The organism is Echinicola arenosa (assembly GCF_014841125.1).
Taxonomy (GTDB): domain Bacteria; phylum Bacteroidota; class Bacteroidia; order Cytophagales; family Cyclobacteriaceae; genus Echinicola; species Echinicola arenosa.
Genome location: NZ_JACYTQ010000006.1, coordinates 85,685 through 103,228 on the forward strand (window position 1 = coordinate 85,685; position 17,544 = coordinate 103,228).

The window sequence follows — 17,544 nt, forward strand, 5'->3', positions numbered from 1 at the left end:
TTTTTTAAGTGATAAGGCCGGTGAAAATTTCAACCGGCCTTTGTTTATATTGGACAGAATGTTAATCAATCCTAACAATATCAGCACCTAGAGCATTTAGTCTTTGATCTATGTATTGATATCCTCTGTCTATTTGTTCAACATTGTCAATCACAGAAGTCCCTTCTGCAGACAATGCCGCGATCAAAAGGGATACCCCAGCTCGAATGTCTGGAGAAGTCATTCGAATACCTTTAAGAGGATATTTTCTGTCCAGCCCTATAACCGTGGCTCTGTGGGGGTCGCAAAGGATTATTTGAGCTCCCATATCAATTAGCTTATCTACAAAGAAAAGCCGGCTTTCAAACATTTTCTGATGAACCAATACCGTGCCTTTGGCCTGGGTAGCAGTTACCAATACAATGCTGAGCAAGTCTGGAGTGAAACCTGGCCATATTGCGTCAGCAACTGTAAGGATGGAGCCATCAATAAATGTCTCTATTTCATAATGCTTTTGTGCTGGGATATGGATGTCATCGCCTCTGAACTCCAATTTGATGCCCATCCTTCGGAAAGTATCAGGGATAATGCCTAATCTATGGATTTGGGCATCCTTGATAGTGATTTCGGATTGAGTCATGGCTGCAAGACCGATAAACGACCCAATTTCTATCATATCAGGAAGTAAGGTGTGCTCAGTCCCACCCAGCTTCTCAACTCCCTCTATGTTCAATAAGTTGGAGCCTACTCCAGTGATTTTTGCTCCCATCCGGTTAAGCATGTCACAAAGTTGCTGTAGGTAAGGTTCACATGCGGCATTGTAAATGGTGGTTTTTCCTTTAGCCAATACAGCGGCCATAAGGATATTGGCTGTGCCAGTGACAGAAGCTTCGTCAAGGAGCATATAGGCTCCTTTTAGTTCCTTTCCGTCAATATTGTATATTTCTCTTTGGGTATCGTAGTTGAATTTGGCCCCCAAGTTTTGAAAACCAATAAAATGGGTGTCCAATCTTCTGCGTCCAATTTTATCTCCCCCTGGTTTGGATATTTTTCCTTTTCCAAATCTTGCCAATAAAGGACCGAGAATCATAACTGAACCTCTTAAAGCAGATGCTTTAGTCAGGAATTTGTCAGAGTCCAAATACTCGAGGTCTACTTTGGAAGCATTGAATCGGTAGCTTTCGGGAGCGATCTTTTCTACACTTACTCCCATATCCGCCAATAATTCAATGAGTTTATTGACATCCCTGATGTTAGGGATTTTGTTGATTGTTACGTCTTGGTCTGTTAAAAGTACGGCGCATAAAATTTGTAGCGCTTCATTTTTAGCGCCTTGAGGGGTGATTTCGCCTTTTAATTTTAATCCCCCTTTTACTCGGAATGAGGACATTAATTTCTGCGTTTTTTGTAGTTACCTCCGTTGTTTCTTCTTTTGCCTCCTCTTCTTCCAGAGTTGGATGGTTGGTCTGGTTGACTGTTAGTTTTGAAATCTCTTCTCATGTTGGTTTCGAAGAGGGAATTTTCTTTTACCTTTTCAAGGTCAATATGGAGTTTGCCTTTTGAGAGCGTTTTGATGTCGTCAATGATGATACCATCGTCAAAATTTTCCCTGTTCCAAGTAGAATGGAAGCTTCTCATTAACTGGCCTATATAGATGATGGCAGTTTCTTGTTCTTCATCATTTTGGATTTCAATGGCTCTTTCTATGAGCTTTTCAATGTTCCTCCCGTAGTGCTTGAACTTTACTTCGCCTTCAGGGTATCCAATGGTTAGCGGCTTTTTGCCCAAAATTTCCTTTTCCGGCATTGGAAAAGGACTGTCAACATCCAACTGGAAATTGGACATGATGAAAAGGTCGTCCCATAACTTTTGGTCGTTCTCAATTTTAAGTTGGGGATTAAGTTGCTTCATCAGTTCTACCAAGGTATAGGACTGTTCAGTCCTCTTGGCTTTGTCAGGAACATTGGTGATATAGTCCACCAGTTTCTGAATGTTTTTTCCGTATTCTTTCAAAATTACTGAGTGTTTATGCTTTTCTTGTTCTTTCATATCTTGCCCCAGTTAAGTTAACAACTGCTTCAATTTACGAAAAAATGTCGTTAAATGGGGTAGATGGATTTATGATAATGTTAATGGTTTTGCTGTTAGGCAAAACTTTATCTATACTCATTAGTGGTTTTTTTTAGGACTCCACAATCCGAAGCTTAGCAAAGCTAAGTAATAAAGTCTTATCTCCAAAATTGTCAAAGCCAATGGTGGCTTTTTTGTTGATTCCTTCTATCTCAACCTTCAGAACTTTTCCATACCCGAACTTTGGATGTTCCACTTTCATGCCTTCCATCAGGTTGTTGGTATTGGATGGTTTAAAGTCAGGGCTTGGCGTATGAACTTTTGCGGTAGTGTTGGCTCTCATTGAAGGTCTTTTTAATCCAATAAAACCTGATTTTCCTTCACTGCCATTGGTGTTTTGCTGGCCAAAAGAGCTACTTCCCAGCTGCCTTCCTTTACGTTTGGTGACCTTGATACAATTAGGGTCCACTTCTTCTAGGAACCTACTTGGTTCACAGTTTAAAAGCCTTCCAAATCGATAACGCGTGATGGCATAACTAAGGTATAGTTTTTCCATGGCCCTCGTAGTAGCGACATAGAAAAGTCTTCTTTCTTCTTCCAAGTCCTCTCGACTTTGCATCATCATTTGAGATGGGAAAAGGTCTTCTTCAAGTCCAACGACAAAAACCTGTCTAAACTCCAAGCCTTTGGAAGAGTGGATAGTCATCAGCGTGACTGCATCTACCTCGTCCTTATCACGGTCATTGTCAGTGAGCAAAGCAATTTCTTGGAGGAAAGCCCCTAAGCTTTTGTCTTCATTTTCTGGATTGTCCACATACTCTTTGATGGCATTGAGCAATTCCTGAACGTTTTCATACCGGTTGAGCCCTTCAATGGTTTTGTCTTCATATAGCTCTCTCAGCAGACCAGATTGCTTCGCAATGGCAGATGCTGCTTCGTAAGCATCCTTTCTTTCGGTTTCCATTTTGAAGCTTTTGATCAATGTGGAAAAATCAGCCACAGCATTGGCTGCTCTGCCGCTAAGGAAACTGCCTGCATTATTGATGACCTTCCAAAGTGGAATGTCGTGTTCGTAGGCGGAAACCATCATTTTTTCTACACTGCTCGCTCCAATCCCTCTTTTAGGGTAGTTAATGATTCTTTTGAAAGCTTCCTCGTCATCCTGATTGACCACATAGCGCATGTAGGCCATCAAGTCTTTGATTTCCTTTCTTTGGTAAAATGAAAGACCACCTACAATTTTGTAAGTGATGTTCATCTTTCTTAAGGCTTCTTCTATTGCTCTGGACTGTGAATTTGTTCTGTAAAGGATGGCAAAATCACTGTTTTCAAGCTTTTTATTATTTTTTTCTTCAAAAATGGTGGATGCTACCATTCGCCCTTCTTCATTGTCTGAAGCAGCCTTGATCAATTCTATGAGGTCCCCATTATCATTTTGAGTCCAAACGTTCTTTTTAAGCTGAGCTTTGTTCTTAGCGATGATGGAGTTGGCTGCCTCGACTATATTTTTTGTGGACCTGTAGTTTTGCTCTAGCTTGACCACTTCCAAGTCAGGGTAGTCCTTTTCAAAATTCAAAATATTTTGAATATCCGCGCCACGGAAAGCATAGATACTTTGTGCATCATCTCCCACCACACATATATTTTGATGGACTGCTGCCAGTTTTTTGGTAATGAGGTATTGGGAAAGGTTGGTATCCTGAAACTCGTCCACCAGCACATACCGAAAACGCTGCTGGTATTTATTAAGCACATCAGGATGGTCCCGAAACAAAACGTTGGTGTTAAATAGCAAGTCATCAAAATCCATTGCAGATGACTTGAAGAGCCGTTTTTGATAGGCGCGATAAATCTCGCCCATTCGAGGCTTCATGGCGGCTTCATCATCTGCTTTTATGTAGGGGTCATTGATGTAGTTTTCCCAAGAAATTAGCCTGTTTTTTGCACCGGAAATTCTTGACCAGACGGTATTTGGTTTGTAAACCTTGTCGTCCAGTCGCATTTCCTTGACAATACTTTTGATCAACGATTTGCTGTCATCTGTATCATATATGGTGAAATTGGATGGAAAACCTAGCTTTTCTGACTCTACACGTAAGATTTTCGCAAAGATGGAGTGAAAAGTGCCCATCCAAGTATTTCTGGCCTCCAGGCCAATAAGCCTTTCAATACGATGCCTCATTTCACTGGCTGCTTTGTTGGTAAAGGTCAGTGATAATATTTGAAAAGGATCAATTCCTTTGGCGTGGATTAAATGTGCTATTCTATAGGTGAGCACCCTTGTTTTACCAGATCCTGCACCGGCAATGATCATCAAGGGGCCTTCTGTGTGTTCAACTGCTTCTCTTTGTGGGGGATTTAAACCTTCTAAATAATCCATACTTCTTCCTCCTGTAAACTTCAAAGTTAATGTTTATATATGGAAAAAAGGAAGTAAGTTCGGATCACTTACTATTTTTCCATCTGTTATGTGACCAAAGATACAATGCAGGTTGCTCCCGGATGTTTTTTTCTGTCAATTCAATGTATTTTTCCGTGATACTATGTGGCCTACTATCGTGAGGTGGTTGAGCTATTTTTATACAATTTGATTCATAATAACCTCTCTTTACTTTTTTTGAAGAAATATAAATAATAGTTAGATCAAATTTTTTGGCTAGAATTTCAGCGCCTTCAAAAAAACCTGTTTTACGATTCATGAATTCAAATTGATTCCTCTGGTTCTCACGATTGGGACGTTGATCCGCAGCTAGTCCAATTACTCGGGGAGTATTTCGGTTTTTGATAAAGTTTCTTTGAAATTGACTTCTTTCCACTAGAGTGCCTCCAAATCTCCCTCTTATTTTTTTCATCAGCTTATCAAAGAACGGGTTATTGATCTTTAGATAAACAGTTTCAAAGTTTAGTTTCAAAACTTTGACTCCTAAAGTGATTCCTTCCCAATTAAAAAAATGTGATGCTAGCGCAAGGGATAATTTGTTTTGATTTAGTTCATGGAAAAAGAGTTCTCCATTCATGATTTTAAAACGTTTTTTTACTTCCTCTTCTTTCATGGTCATTAACTTGATGGTTTCAGCGAAAGAATCAGTGAGGTTCCTGTAAAATTCCCGCATGATTTTTTTTCGTTCATCAGGACTTTTTTCAGGGAAGGCAAATGATATGTTTTCCCAAACCACTTTTTTTCTATATCCGATGACATAATAGGCGAGGATATAAAAGGTGTCTGACAAGAGATATAAACTCCACAGCGGTAGGTAAGAAATTAAGCGGAATGCGAACATTAATTATTGTGTTACGTTAAACTCGACCTATTGAAAGGGGAATCGCGAGCTTTTTGGAATCCAAAATAAATGAAATCAAGTGAATTCTTTCAAAAAATTAGTGATAAATTAAGTCAATGATTATTTTTGAAACTTATGTCTGAGGTACAAAAGAAAAAATATTCCGATAAAGAGAAGAATAATATATTCGACAATGAGTTTATGCCTCACATAGACTCGATGTATAACTTTGCCTTCAGGCTTACTTTTGATGAAGACGATGCGAAGGATTTGGTTCAGGATACTTATCTGAAGGCATATCGTTTTATCAATAGTTTTGAGCAGGGCACTAATGCCAAGGCTTGGTTGTTCCGCATTTTGAAGAACAGCTTTATCAACGAGTATCGAAAGAAAAGTAAGCAGCCTTCTAAGGTTGATTACCAAGAGGTTGAAACTTATTATAACTCAGATAGTGTTGATTATAATATCACTTCTGATTTAAGAGTGGATACTGTTAAGGATATGCTTGGAGATGAAATTTCCAATGCATTGAACAGTCTGGCAGTAGATTTCAGGACTGTGATCATATTGTGTGACCTTGAGGGATTTACTTACGAAGAAATGGCTAAGATATTGGATATCCCGATTGGTACTGTAAGGTCAAGATTACATAGGGCAAGGAACTTATTGAAGGAGAAATTACATTCTTATGCAAAGGATATGGGGTATAATGCTGATGAAGAGTGAATTAAGTTTGAGAGCGAAAAATAAATAACATGGACAAAAACATAGAATCATCCGGAGAAAGGAAACTAAAGTGTGGTGATGTGAGCAAATGCTTCCAACTTTTAGAGAGTATTCTAGATGGGGAAGACAAGGACGCGTCAAAGGATGTCCTCAAGGAAAAACTGTCCAAGTGCCAACCATGCTTTGAGCACTTTCATTTGGAGCAAGCAATAAGAGAAGTGCTCAAAAACAAGTGTACCAAACAACAAGTCCCAAGTGAATTGGCCAAAAGTATCAGGCAGAAAATAGAGGATGTAAAATAAGTAATCACCACCATGTCATTTGGAAAAGCTTTTATCTTTTCGGCTCCATCGGGTTCCGGAAAAACCACTATTGTAAAACATCTTCTATCCAATCGCTCGGATCTTGGCTTTTCAATATCAGCCTGCACAAGAGATAAGCGAGGTAGGCACGAAGTTCACGGTAAGGACTATTATTTTTTAAGCCCAGATGAATTCAAGAAGAAAATTGATGAAGATGCCTTTATAGAATGGGAAGAGGTTTATGAAGGTAATTTTTATGGTACCCTCAAAGAAGAAATCCAGCGAATTTGGGATAGCGGTAAGCATGTAGTCTTTGATGTTGATGTTAAAGGAGGGCTTAATTTAAAAAAGTATTTCGGGGACCGTGCTTTAGCTGTGTTTGTGAAAGTTCCTTCATTGGACACCTTATCAGAACGCTTAAAAGATAGAGGTACAGAATCTGAAGAAAGCCTTTCCAGGAGAATTTATAAAGCTAAATTTGAAATGTCATTTGAAGAGAAGTTTGATGTGACACTGGTCAATGATGATATGAAAAAGTCCTTTGAAAAGGCAGAGCAGTTAGTCAATGACTTCATTGAGCATAAAGGAAATTGAAAGTAGGTTTATTTTTCGGTTCGTTTAATCCCATTCATATTGGGCACCTGATTATCGCCAATGTCATGCAGGACAGTACTGATCTTGATGAAGTTTGGTTCATTGTTTCTCCCCAAAATCCTTTTAAGCAACGCAAGGCCCTATTACATGAGTTTGACCGTTTGAGGATGGTCGAATTGGCCATAGAAGGAAACTATCATTTTCGGGCAATGGATGTGGAGTTCCACATGCCTAAACCAAGCTACACGGTTGACACATTAGCCTATCTTAAAGACAAGTATCCACAACATGACTTTAAGTTGATTATTGGAGGAGATAATCTGACCCACTTTCATAAATGGAAAAATAGTGATCAGATATTGGAACAATATGGGTTGTATGTTTATCCGAGGCCAGGGGAATCTGTGGATTACGATCATCCAAATGTCAAGCATGTAGAAGCGCCATTGATTGATATTTCGGCTACATTTATCAGAAAATCAATAGAAGAAGGGAAATCTGTAACCTATTTACTTCCTCCCTTAGTGGAAGATTATATTAAAGGAAAAAAGTTTTTTGTTTAAAAAAGTAAAAAGCCCGGTGCAATCCCGAGCTTCTTCACTAAATTTAAACTTTCTTAAACCGTCCAACTTTTTGGGGGACATCATAATTCAGGCTTTTTTATTTAGTTTATTAAGAATCCAATGTCCAACTTCCCTTCCTTGAGTTTGTCCCCTTGTAATGGCATCCATAAAATGTATCCCTCCGTACAAACGGCTTATGGCTGCTTCATTGGCTGCTTGGGTAAATGAAGAATAGCTTCTTGCCTTTAGGCCATACCTCTCCTCAACCGTGTCATAATAAGGGAATTCCTCTCCGAAATAATGGGTGAGCACCACAGAGGCAGCAGTTGATACTGTGCTGTGGCCGCTTAGATATTCAGGGAAAGGAGGTGTTTGTAAGAAAGGAGTCCAAGTAGGGTCAATGTATTTTCTGATGGCTGTTTCCGGACGAATACGGTTGCTACGGTATTTTTCATCCCAACAAGCTATAAAACCATCCATTAAGGTAACTGCCACCATGGTATGAATTTCCAAGGCTTCTGAAAAAGAGAGTTTCGCTTTGTTGCAAGCTATGTTGGTAATTCCCATCCAGTGGGCACCTGGAGATATCTTTTTCATCCCAACCATTAAATGGCCATTGTCTTGAAGAGCAAAAGGATTACAGTCCCAAAAGGCGGCGATTTCGCTGTTTTCGCCAGAGAGGTCTACATCATAAACTTCCTTGGTGATTTTGTAAAATTCTGAATCTTTATTTTCTGAAAAAGCTACAGGAGGTTCTGGCTTAAATTGGGCTGCGGAATCAAGAAAAAATGGTCGAACGGTGTCAAAGTAAGGCTCTACGGGGGCAAAATAGCCTGGAGGGGTAGGGTACCAGCTTCCCGGGATTTCAAGGGGCGTGTAGCGAGGGTAATTGCTAATGAGATTATATCCATCAGCTTTAGCATACTGAAGAATTTCCTTACTGATGTCTTGGGCATAAGCCAAGGATTGTTCAATGTTTTCCTCACTGAAGCCCATTCTTCTACAGCTGTCTAAAATACTTTCTTCAAAACTTTGTAGCTCCGTGCCAGATGGTTGGATCTTTTTGGCTGTTTCCAACATGCCAAGAATAGCACTCAGCTGATAAGATTGTTCAGGATATCCTTCAGGTTTCTTTATATCTGGATACTGATTGAGAACACCATGCAAATCCTCTAGCGTGCTGTCGTTTTGAGAGGCAATTTCATACCCGGTCAGGCAAGCATAGGAAAAGAATCTTGCGGCCAGGGGCGGGTTGGTGACATCATGAATCATCAATTCCGTCATTTGGATCGTGATTTCACCGATATAACTTGAAGGAATATCGGGAAGGTCTTTGGTTTTATCCTGACAGCTTAATGCAAAAGCTGTCAAAATAAGGATACTGAATAATTTTACTGGGTACTTCATTATAATGTTAGGTATTTATTGAATTAAATATTTGTCGATCTGCGATAGGCCACAATGCCTTTTTGGTTAATGCCGAAGAGCCATTTGTCATTGATTTGGAGAATGCTTCGGACATCTCCTTTCAGTTCAAAACCTGATTTTTGTTGAGGAATATAGTGGAAGCCTCCTTGCCCGTTCCCCTCCAAGAGAATGCCGTAGTTGGCATCATATTTCCCAAACCTTAAGCGTGCCTTTTCAATGTTGCCGCAAAGGATCAAGTCTTTGATACCATCTCCATTGTAGTCTGTACTAGAAATGGCCAAAACAGGTGAGGATTGAGCTTGGATGGGGAGATCGGCCTCCTTGAACTTCCCCGAATTATTACTTAAAAATACAGCAGTCTTGAGATAGTTGGCAGAAAGAGTTGTTGCTCCTTCCAGCTCATCCTCTGTAAAAATGTCGTTGATTTTGGCATCTGCATAACCTTTATAGCTGTTGAATTTGGTTCTCATTTTAGCAATCTGATCCAAAAGTTCATCGCGCGTTACATAAGGGTAATTTTCGCCTTGGATATAGCAGCAAAGAATAGGATCAATAGAGCCATTACCATCAAAATCTTTGAAAATTATTTCTGTAGGCTCATTTGGGCTGGCATGTATTTGGGTGTTGGTACCTTGATTTCCTATTACCAAGTCCATTTTTCCGTCGCCATTGAGATCATCTACCAACAGTTTGTTCCACCACCCTGAATAGTTTTTGTCAAAATATTTAGAGGTGCTTTCTTGCAATTGTTGGTTGGTCAATGAAAAAACATGGACAGGCATCCATTCTCCTACGATAACAAGTTCCAGTTGACCATCATTTTCCAGGTCTGTCCATTCTGCATCAGTGACAAGTCCAATATTTTTTAGACCGGGTGAGTATGCGGATGTTTGATCCGAGAATTTGCCCTTTCCGTCATTGATTAAAATAGTACTTTCTGGCATAGCGGGATAAGCTCCTGGAATTACTCTTCCTCCTACAAAAAGGTCAGCAGCCCCATCGTTATTGATGTCCGCACTGGTGACACAGGAAGAACTGATAAGCATTTGTGGCAAGGATTCTGGCGACTTTTTCAAGTTACCTTTGCCGTCATTAATGTAGATTCTGTCTTGAAGTTTCTTGTCTTGAGGCATAAAGTTGGCATAGCCACCACTACATACATACAAGTCCAAATGGCCATCTCCGTTAACATCTATGAACGTGGCGTCGGTATCTTCGCTATCCTTGTCTTCGAGAAATTCATTAGTAATTTTTGTGTCAAAACCACCATTTTTGTTTTGCAGAAACAAAGTACCTGCATCTCCAAGCCCTCCGCCAACAAAAATATCCTCTAAGCCATCTCCATTAACATCTCCATTGACCATAATTGGGCTGTTGAATGAAAGAGGGTTGACCATTAAAGGTTGCCGCTTAAAGTCATTGATCTTATTTGTTGATGTTTTTGAGCTGATTGGTGAAGTGGTGTGCACAAAATAGCTTTGACTTGGTTGTTTGTTTAACTCTTTCTCTGATGCATCAGCTGCTGAAATGGTCAATGTTTGGTTTGTTTGTACATTTCTTAGCACTTGTACTTTTCCTGATAGCCATTCCACTTGTATTGAATCAAGTACATCTGCTTTTCCCAAACCAAAATGAAGAACAGGTGATATGCTGGATTGATAGCCCCTTGTCGGCATTTGCTCCTGAAAATATACTTGATCACCATTATAAAGAGTGATCTTTGTTCCTAAACCAAATTTATTTTGTTTTTCTCCTAGCAGCTTGACTTTTAGATAATTGTTGCTGAGTTGTTTATTGCTTTGGTTTTCAAATACAAATGCTTCTAGGTTAATGTTATTGACAACCAGGTCAAGGTCCCCGTCATTGTCCAAATCGGCATAGGCAGCGCCATTACTAGTAGAAGCATAATTTAGCCCCCAGTCTTCGCTTATTTTTTCGAAGGTTAAGTCTCCATTATTCTTGAACATATAATTGTACAGACTGGAAGAAGGAATTTGTTTGACCAAATCCAAAACATTTTGTCTTCTGATATTGCCATCATTGTTCTGAACATAGTCTCCCATAAATTTCAGGAAGTCCATGTTAGTATAATCCTTGAGGTAACCATTGGTGATATAAAGGTCTTTCCATCCATCATTATCGAAATCGGCAAATTGAGCAGACCAACTCCAGTCGGTGTTGGATATGCCAGAGAGTTGCCCGATTTCGCTAAAGGTCTCATTTCCATTATTTACCTGTAGCATATTCCTCATGTACTGGTAATGAAAGCCAACATTGACCTTGAAATCAAATTTTTCATAATTATCGGGAGCCATTAAAAGTTTCTGACGTTTATTGTCTTCAGGAAGCATATCCAAAGTATAAAGGTCGAGCAATCCATCATTGTTGATATCGGCAATGTCATTACCCATTGAAAAGTGGGAAGTGTGTCCTAAACTTTTGCCTATCTGATCTGAGAAGGTGCCATCTTGGTTGTTGATGTAGAGGTAGTCAGGGGCAGTATAGTCATTGCAAATGTAAAGGTCTGTCCAGCCATCTCCATTGATGTCAGCGGCGCCTATTCCAAGGCCATAAGATAGGGCAGAGTTTTGAATGCCAGCTTCTTGGGTGATTTCTGTGAATTTGCCATTGTCATTCCTAAAGAATTGTGACCCGGCTGGATCTTGGGTCTTCATGATTTCTGCAGTACTGGCTTCGTCAAGAACAGGAAGGGACTTGTGGTTATGATTTAGAAGAAAAAGGTCTAGATCGCCATCATTATCAAAGTCAAAAAAAGCTCCTTGTGTGCTGGTAGAACTGCTGGCAATATTGAATTTTTCTGCTTGCTCACTAAATTGAGGGATGCCCGCTTCGTTGTTGCCTTCATTAATAAATAGCTGATTTTTTCGTTTTTCTGGCCTTAAGTTCCCAGAGTAACAAACGTAAATATCCAAAAGTCCATCCCCATTTACGTCGGCCATGTTCACTCCTGTTTTCCATGGGCCTGTGCGTCCTGTTGCACCTGAAACGGAAGTAATGTCCTCAAAGACCATGTTGCCTTTATTCAGGTAAAGCTTATTGCTAGACATATTACCCGTGAAATAGATGTCGTCTAATCCATCTCCATTGAGGTCACCAATAGCTACACCACCCCCATTATAGAAGTATTCATACATGAGCACATTGGTGTTTAGGCCTTCGGTGAGCTTATTTACAAAAGTAATATTGGTTTTTTCAGGACTTAATAGGGAAAAAAGTGGGGTAATCTCTTGCTCTTTTTCTTCATCAGTTTGCGTTTGACAGCTGATGAAAGAGAAGATTACTAACACAAAGAAAGTTATTTTTGGGTAATATTTTAACATATTGGATGATTTAGGTTTACTGTTAAATATAAAAAGAATCTACACCAATCACTTGAGGGTTGGTATAGATTCTTTATTAAAAAATAACAATAGGCAAGTGGTTATTCCGTGTATCCCGGATTTTGTACCAGTAACTGATTTCTGTTCATTTCATCTCTATGGATTGGTAAGAAATACATTTTATCCAACCAAGTTCTGTTTTCTTTACCTGGATCAATTTGCATTACCTCGTAGGAATAGTTATAAATGCTAGGATCATAACGATAGATGGACAAGGATTCTCCGGGTTTGAGTGTACCCACGATATTGATTCCATTGGCTTTCCTGCCAAGGGTTTCATCAGGAATCATCCATCTGCGACAATCATGATAACGCTGCTCTTCATAGGCCATTTCTATCCGTCTTTCATTTCGGTAACGTTCCATTAATGCATCTCCAGTATCATTGATGGCAGGCATTCCAACCCTATATCTGATTTTGTTCAGCCAATTTCTTGCTTCATCTTCCTCTCCCAGTTCTATACATGCTTCCACGTAATTCAAGACAGCTTCTGTATATCTTAGTACTGGCCAAGGGATTTCTTGCCAAGTATTTTGATCAACGATGTTCGGGTCTGGGTCGATGAATTTTCTCATGTAGTAACCCGTATAGCTGCCATTCCAGTCTTCTATAGGGCTATTTCTGGTATCTAATCCGAAGTGAATAACGGTTTGACCACCAGAGATGATTTCATATTGACCGGTTTGAATTTGGCCTAGTGGATCCCTTGGCTGGTTGGCAGTTGAGCGTGGTTTCCATTGAGAGCCATCGTAAAGAATAGAAGCATAGAATCGAGCATCCCTATTTTCATAAGGTGCTGAAGCATGTTCAGGATTGTTCCAATCAAATGAAGTACCGTCCATCATTTCGTAATCATCCACAAAATGTTGGATAGGTGTGTTCCCTGCCCAGTTATTGTAGCCGTTTGGTCCATTGAAGAGACCTTGACGTCCTCCATTTTCCTGCTTTGCATTGATAAAATACCTTGCAAAGATCAGCTCATTTTCTCCTCCATTTTTGGAAAGTGAATTGTTCATGTAGTTTTGGATTCCTTCTTCATGCGACACAGGTGCACTAAGGTTAAGCATGTTTCCATCATCACTATCCAAAACAGCTTTAGCAGCATCTTTGGCTCTTTGCCACCTTTGGGTTCTGTCTCCAGAAGTATAGCCGAGGTATTCTTGGTTGGCATAACCGGAAATCACAGATGACTGGGCTGATGCAGTAGGGATGTCGTGAAGATCACTAGCAGCATACAACAATACCCTTGATTTCAAAGCCAATGCTGCCACTCTATTGGTTCTACCCGAGGCCATGGATTTACCATCAAGAAGAGTGGCGGCATCGTCCAAGTCTTGAACGATAAAGTTGACACATTCTTCCCAAGTATTTCTTGCTATTTCATAAGTCTCCTCACCTAATTCATAAGGTCTGTCCACAATTGGAAAAGCACCATAGTATCTTAACAATTGATGGCTATAATATGCCCTCATAAATTTAGCTTCTCCCATCAATCTATCCACAATGCCGTTGTCATTGGAGAATTGAGGTTCCGTCAGGTTCTGAATGGCTACATTACAAGCACGAATCCGACTGTACATGTTCCCCCAGGAAAGTGTACCATTTACCCAACCGATGTCTGCAGGGTTCGATCTGGCTTCAGTGATGGTCGTAATCCCCCTTCCAGGGTGGGTAAATATGGCTTCATCTGTAAGTGAGGCTAACATTTGTTCATCAAATCCACCATTGCCTAACCCGGCGTAGATATCTGTAACCGCAGCTTCTGCGAGTGCAGCATCAGACCAAACAGCACCTTCTGATACTTCGCCTAGCGGATCTGTGTTGACAAAATCGTCATTACAACTGGTCATCGTCCAAACAGATAATCCGACCAAGACCAGGTAAGTTATATTTTTAAGTTTATTCATCATCTTTCTTGTAGGTTAAATAATTAGAAGGTGAGTGAAAGGCCTGTATTGATTACTCTTGCTTGAGGATAATACTGACCGGTTGAACTGTTGGACTCTGGGTCTAATATTCCCGACTTGTTCATGATGTTAAACAGGTTCAAACCATTTGCAAATATTCTTAGATTGCTAATGCCTACTTTTTCTCCGACTTCCCTCGGCAGTGTATAACCTATTTCAAAGTTTTTCAAACGGATATAATCAGTTTGTCTAAACCAATAGGTGTTTCCATTGGAATAGTACTGGTCACTTCTATTGGCAATTCTTGGATGCTCGGAGCTAGGGTTATCCACTGTCCATCTATTTTCATAAATATCCAAGAAGTAGTTACCGATATTGCCTGACTCACCAGCACTGATATATTGACGGGCCCCAAATGCACCCTGGAACAAAATGGAAAGATCAAAGTTTTTATACTGAGCGGTTAGGTTAAGACCTCCTTGGAACATAGGAATGTCATTTTGGTCCATTCTAACCCTGTCATCAGGAGTAATCGCCCCATCATTATTATAATCGACATACTTCATGTCTCCTGGGCGTAATTCATTGGTGATAGCTGTATAATCCAAAGTTTCAGCGTCAATAGAAGCTTGGTCGGGGAACACACCATCATATTGGTACACTAGGAAAGTGTTCATCGGCTTGCCTGTTGATTTTTGCCACTCTGGCGCTCCAGGGGCTTCATCCCAGAAAAGTATCTTGTTTTTAGCATATCCGCCGTTTACACTGGCGCTATAGCTGAACTCTCCAGCTCTTCCTCGGTATCCTAACAAGAAGTCAAAGCCTGAGTTGGCCACTTCACCTATGTTTTCAGCGGGAAGTGATAGTCCGGTGCTTTGTGGAACTGATGCATTTTTTCTCCAAAGGATATTGGTACGCTTGTTGTAGAAATAATCCATTTCGAAGAAAATTTTACCGTCAAGCATTTGTCCTTCAATACCGATATTTGAATTGTTGGCAATCTCCCAGGTAATGGTTGTATTTGGTACTCTGGTTTCGAACAAAGTTTTGGTCTCAGTACCGTCTATGATGTAACTGCTAAATCCATAGGTGGAAAGGAATTGGTATTCTTGCAGGGCTCCATCAAAGTAGATTTGGTCGTTACCCATTTGTCCCCAGCTACCTCTGATTTTGAAAAATTCCAAACCAGGAAGTGCGCTTTTAAAGAAGTCCTCTTCAGAAGCTACCCAACCTAACATAATGCCAGGGAAGAAACCGTAACGAGTATTTTCAGGGAAGATGTATGAAGCATCATATCTCCAAAGGAACTCTGCTAGGTACTTCTCTTTGTAGTTATAAGCTACACGTCCAAAATAATTCAATCTTGCTCTTTCATAGGCCCCTCCACCATTGTCTTTTTCCAAGTCACCACCAGCAAACATTTGGTCTATGGCAGGAGAAATGAAGTATCTTCTAAAGGCATTGAAATTGTCTCCTTCTTCTGTTTCACGGTTTGTTCCTGCCAAAACAGTTAAAGTGTGGGCTTCATTGAAAGTCCTTTCATAAGTGAATACGCCCCCCAATAATATATTTAACTGGTTATAGTGAGTTTGGCTCAATCGTGGTTCAGCAGGCCCTCTTTGACTGGGTACCAATACAGGGGTCACCCCATCATCTTCAAATCCATTGCCTCTTTCATAAAGTGTCCAAGGAATTTCCCATCTTTTTTGATCTCTAGAAAGTTTATCCACAGCAGCTGTTCCAACAAACTTAAGCCCTTCCACACCAGGGATTTTAATGGTTATTTCACCATTGGATTGGAAATAATCCCTTTTGTCTCTGTCGTAGCCTGTAGCGTTCGTAGTAATCACTACTGGGTTTTCACCGTTTTCAATATCAGGCCCTGGAAGACCATTCGGCCAATAAGCTGGTTGGTGAGGCTTACCACGAACTTGCATACGGAATATGGCACCAGCACTTCTTGTAGGGAAAAAACGATATTCTTCACGACCTAGGACACCTAATTTTACGCTGATATAATCATTGATTTTGGCATCTAAGTTGATTCTTAGATCATATTGCTTGTACCCTGTGGCTGCGTTTTTATAATAGGCATCCTGATTTTGGTAGCCCAAAGAAGCCAAATATCTAACATTTTCACTACCACCATTAAGTTGGAGGTTATGTCTTACTTGAGGAGACCATGTCTTTAGTGTTTCTCCATACCAGTCTGTGTTTGGGTAGTTCCACGGGTCGTTTCCAGCCCTGTAAGCAGCGATGTCCTCAGGAGTAAAAGGAGCTGCTCTTTCCTGACCATTTGGTCTTGTATAAACCCCAGTACTTTTATAGGCATCATTTGCCGCTTGCCATTCATTTACAGGAAGTTCATAAACACTCAGGTCATTAAGCATTTCTGTGTATTGCGCAGCATCTGCCATGTCAGGCAATACGGTAGGTTGCGCCCAGCCTTGGTTGAATTGGTAGGATAATTCTGGCTTACCACTTTTACCTCTTTTGGTGGTAACTAGGATAACACCGTTTGCAGCCCTGGAACCATAAATGGCAGCGGAAGCATCTTTCAAGACAGAGATGCTTTCGATATCATTAGGATTAAGTCGCTCAAAACCACCCGCTCTTGCAGGAATACCATCAATAACGATGAGTGCGTCATTATTACCCAAGGTATTTGAACCACGGATTCTAATACCTGAACCGTCATAACCAGGCTCACCGCTTCTGTTTACGGCTACTACACCAGGCATTCTTCCTGCAATGGAGTTTGAAATGTTAGTAGCGGGTGACTTGGCCAGCTCGGAGCCTTTTACGGAAGCTACTGCACCTGTTACTGTTTCTTTCTTTTGCTCACCGTAGCCTACTACGACCACTTCTCCCAGTGATTGTACGTCTGAATTTAGTGTGACAGAAAGATTAGTTTGGTTTCCAACAAGCACATTTTGACTTTCAAAACCGATGAACGAGAAAATTAGAACATCTTCTCCTTGATTAAGGGTGATTTTGAAGTTTCCGTCCAGGTCTGTTACTGTTCCTCTAGTAGTCCCTTGAACTAGGACTGAAACACCTGGCAAAGGTTGGCTATCTTCAGCAGAGATGACATTACCTGTCACTTCCCTACTTTGTCCCTGTGCTATCGTTTGCATTGAAAATAAAAACAAAGCGCATAGCAAAAGAACTCTCAACTTTTGTAGAGTTTTTTTCATGTGGGTTTTGTTAAATTGGGTTATGTAAATTGTTAATTATTAACTGTATAATAAAAATGCTTGTTTGAATTGAGAAATCCAATATTATATTTTATG

Annotated in this window: 12 protein-coding genes; 4 read left to right on the forward strand and 8 right to left on the reverse strand. The window is 40.2% G+C overall.

Annotated elements, in window-relative coordinates:
• Nucleotides 1-61 precede the first annotated feature (61 nt).
• From murA to IFO69_RS15850, 4 genes are all read right to left on the reverse strand, one after another.
• Nucleotides 62-1,369 (reverse strand): UDP-N-acetylglucosamine 1-carboxyvinyltransferase, encoded by a 1,308-nt coding sequence (murA, locus tag IFO69_RS15835; protein WP_192011112.1) that lies wholly within the window; start codon nt 1,367-1,369, stop codon nt 62-64.
• Nucleotides 1,369-2,028 (reverse strand): DUF4290 domain-containing protein, encoded by a 660-nt coding sequence (locus IFO69_RS15840; protein ID WP_192011113.1) that lies wholly within the window; start codon nt 2,026-2,028, stop codon nt 1,369-1,371. The genes murA and IFO69_RS15840 overlap by 1 nt, the downstream gene beginning before the upstream one ends.
• 133 nt (nt 2,029-2,161) lie before the next feature.
• Nucleotides 2,162-4,429, reverse strand: a complete 2,268-nt coding sequence (locus IFO69_RS15845) for an ATP-dependent helicase (RefSeq protein WP_192011305.1) — start codon at nt 4,427-4,429, stop codon at nt 2,162-2,164.
• A gap of 64 nt (nt 4,430-4,493) precedes the next feature.
• Nucleotides 4,494-5,330, reverse strand: a complete 837-nt coding sequence (locus tag IFO69_RS15850) for a lysophospholipid acyltransferase family protein (RefSeq protein WP_192011114.1) — start codon at nt 5,328-5,330, stop codon at nt 4,494-4,496.
• Nucleotides 5,331-5,465: 135 nt separating this feature from the next.
• On the opposite strand from IFO69_RS15850, the gene IFO69_RS15855 reads away from it, so the two are divergent.
• From IFO69_RS15855 to nadD, 4 genes are read left to right on the forward strand one after another with little or no spacing between them, the layout of a single operon-like run.
• Nucleotides 5,466-6,056, forward strand: a complete 591-nt coding sequence (locus IFO69_RS15855; protein ID WP_192011115.1) for a sigma-70 family RNA polymerase sigma factor — start codon at nt 5,466-5,468, stop codon at nt 6,054-6,056.
• A 29-nt stretch (nt 6,057-6,085) separates the two neighbouring features.
• Entirely contained in the window at nt 6,086-6,358 is a 273-nt protein-coding gene (locus tag IFO69_RS15860) for an anti-sigma factor (RefSeq protein WP_192011116.1), read from the forward strand.
• 12 nt (nt 6,359-6,370) lie between these two features.
• Nucleotides 6,371-6,952, forward strand: a complete 582-nt coding sequence (gmk, locus tag IFO69_RS15865; protein WP_192011117.1) for a guanylate kinase — start codon at nt 6,371-6,373, stop codon at nt 6,950-6,952.
• Nucleotides 6,949-7,515 (forward strand): nicotinate (nicotinamide) nucleotide adenylyltransferase, encoded by a 567-nt coding sequence (gene nadD / locus IFO69_RS15870; RefSeq protein ID WP_192011118.1) that lies wholly within the window; start codon nt 6,949-6,951, stop codon nt 7,513-7,515. Before gmk ends, nadD begins: the two co-directional genes overlap by 4 nt.
• Nucleotides 7,516-7,602: 87 nt before the next feature.
• Here nadD and IFO69_RS15875 read toward each other — a convergent pair whose 3' ends face one another.
• The 4 genes from IFO69_RS15875 to IFO69_RS15890 all read right to left on the reverse strand — a co-directional run bounded on the left by IFO69_RS15875 (nt 7,603) and on the right by IFO69_RS15890 (nt 17,448).
• Nucleotides 7,603-8,922 carry a vanadium-dependent haloperoxidase gene (locus tag IFO69_RS15875; RefSeq protein WP_192011119.1) on the reverse strand — a complete coding sequence of 440 codons (1,320 nt, stop codon included), beginning with the start codon at nt 8,920-8,922 and terminating at the stop codon, nt 7,603-7,605.
• A 23-nt stretch (nt 8,923-8,945) separates the two neighbouring features.
• Nucleotides 8,946-12,284 (reverse strand): VCBS repeat-containing protein, encoded by a 3,339-nt coding sequence (locus tag IFO69_RS15880; RefSeq protein ID WP_192011120.1) that lies wholly within the window; start codon nt 12,282-12,284, stop codon nt 8,946-8,948.
• A 101-nt stretch (nt 12,285-12,385) separates the two neighbouring features.
• The gene (locus tag IFO69_RS15885) at nt 12,386-14,251 is read right to left on the reverse strand and encodes a RagB/SusD family nutrient uptake outer membrane protein (RefSeq protein WP_192011306.1); all 1,866 of its coding nucleotides are present in this window, start codon (nt 14,249-14,251) and stop codon (nt 12,386-12,388) included.
• A 23-nt stretch (nt 14,252-14,274) separates the two neighbouring features.
• Nucleotides 14,275-17,448 carry a SusC/RagA family TonB-linked outer membrane protein gene (locus IFO69_RS15890; RefSeq protein ID WP_192011121.1) on the reverse strand — a complete coding sequence of 1,058 codons (3,174 nt, stop codon included), beginning with the start codon at nt 17,446-17,448 and terminating at the stop codon, nt 14,275-14,277.
• Nucleotides 17,449-17,544: the final 96 nt, after the last annotated feature.